General features: G+C 62.8%; 2 protein-coding genes. One reads left to right on the forward strand and one right to left on the reverse strand.

Translation table 11 applies throughout. From position 1 onward, the window contains the following. Positions 1–1,388 (forward strand): alkaline phosphatase D family protein (locus VGH41_RS22975; protein ID WP_331599922.1); only part of this gene is annotated, 1,388 nt, incomplete at its 5' end. A gap of 28 nt (positions 1,389–1,416) precedes the next feature. Here VGH41_RS22975 and VGH41_RS22980 read toward each other — a convergent pair. Beyond that, positions 1,417–2,094, reverse strand: a 678-nt coding sequence (locus VGH41_RS22980) for a dimethylarginine dimethylaminohydrolase family protein (RefSeq protein ID WP_331599923.1), incomplete at its 5' end; no start/stop codon positions are given.

The following is a 2,094-nucleotide window of genomic DNA, read 5'->3' on the forward strand; positions in this document are numbered from 1 at the left end:
ACGACTACCGCGCCATCTTCCGCGCGTATCTTGCCGATCCGGATCTTGCCGACGCGCGTGCCCGCTGGCCATTCGTCTGCATGTGGGACAATCACGAGTTTTCCTGGCAGGGATGGCAGACGCTGGAGGACTATGGAGACGGGGTGAAGCCGGCACAGACGCGCAAAGTGGCGGCGGCGCAGGCGTGGTTCGAATATCAGCCTGCACGCGTGAAGAAAGCGGACACCGACTGGAACAGCTTTACCGCCCCGAAGGTGAACGACACACCGGTCACCGCATTCGACGAAAACGGACTCGGCCAAGAGCCCAACAACCTTGCCGCCATTCATGCACTCACGCTCTATCGAAGCTTGCGCTATGGCGGGAATGTCGATCTCATCATCACCGACAACCGCAGCTATCGTTCGCAAGATCCCACGGACGCGCCGGAAGCGGAAGCGTTGGGCGACAAGAACTTCCCGGGCCTGGTTCCCCAGGATGCGATCGAGATTCTCGATGCGGGCCGAACGTATAACGGTGGCAAGCCGCCGCTGACCATGCACTTTGCCGGCAAAGACATTCCCAACTGGCGCAAGAACAAGCCGCCGCCGAGCATCCTTGGCGCAGTGCAGAAGCAATGGTTTCTGCAGCAATTACGCGATTCAAGGGCGACCTGGAAATTGTGGGGCAACAGCGTCGGCTCGCTGGACGCGCGCGTGGATGTGGAAAACCTGCCGCACGATGCCGCCGCAAAATGGCCGAGCGAAGGTTATGCCACGCTGACGGGCGGCGACTGGTGCCTCTATCGCAGCGAACGGGGCGAGATACTGGACTTCGTGAGAGCGCAAGCCATCACCGGTTTTGCATCGCTGGCCGGAGATCGCCACGCGTTCTTTGCCGGCTTGCTGTCCAAAGATTTGCCGCCTCGCACTTACGAGCCGGTGGGTGTGGAGTTCGTCACAGGATCGATTTCCGCGCCGGGTTTCGCGGAAGCCATGGAATACAAGCTGCCGAAAGATCACCCAATGCGCGCGCTCTATGTGCAGCAATCGGCAAACGGCGACGTTTGGCGCGCCATCAACCTCACCACGCGGCATGGCGTGCGGTCGAGTTTGTCCCTCGCCAAAACTGGCGATGAAAAGGCAGCGCTGGCGCAATCCAATCCTGACGTCGCGCCACACCTCTCATTTGTCGATTGGGGCGGCCACGGATACACAGCGATTCGGGCGAGCAGCGATGCGCTCGAGGCAGAGTTCGTCTGCGTTCCGCGGCCGATCGCACGCAGCAGCACGGGGGATGGCGGGCCGCTGGCCTATCGCGTGCGTCACGCGGCGAAACTGTGGCGCGCCGGCGAAGCGCCGAAACTGGAGCAGACGGTGATCGAAGGTACGCCACCGCTGTCGACGTAACCGCCGCGGTCATTGACGTTGACGGTTTTCACCATCGGAGTGACATGCAAGAAAGACCGGCGTCGAGCTTGGCGATCTCGGAGACCGGAATTGGCGTAACGGTGAGCCCCTCTGCGCGCAGCATGGCAATGGTGCGGGGATATTCCGCGCCCACGAATACGGTGTCGTTTACGCGTATGGCATTGGCCGCTGCGTCTTCCGGCGCGATGAGGACTTTGAAGCCGTCAAAGAAGCTGGCCGCGGCGGTCGTGCACAGAATCGCGTTTTCGGCGACAAGCGAGGACACGGTCTTGAAGTGCAGCACGCCGGGCGGCGTCTCGCTGATGCGCGAGGCGCGGCCGAGCTCCCGCAACTTGCGCTGCAGCGCCTTGGCGCCGGGGAGGCTGGTGCGCTTCGACAGGCCGATGAAAACAATCTCCGGCGTGACGAGGACGTCGCCACCGTCGACGGGTTCATCGGGTCCGATCTCGATCACCTTGGCGAAATGGCGAGCAAGCGCATCGCGCAGGTGCTCCGGCTCTGCCGCACGCGAGGGCGCACCGGGGCGCAGCAGGATCGCGCCCTCCGGAAACGTCAGCGCGGGATCCTCGACGAAGGTCGAATCCGGGAAATCCTCCAGTGGCGGCAGCACATCGACCTTTAGGCCGGCCTCGCGCAGTGCAGCGACATAATTGGCGTGCTGAGCGGTGACGCCTTGATACGTCGG

Source organism: Paraburkholderia sp. (genome assembly GCF_036488795.1).
Classification (GTDB): Bacteria; Pseudomonadota; Gammaproteobacteria; order Burkholderiales; family Burkholderiaceae; genus Paraburkholderia.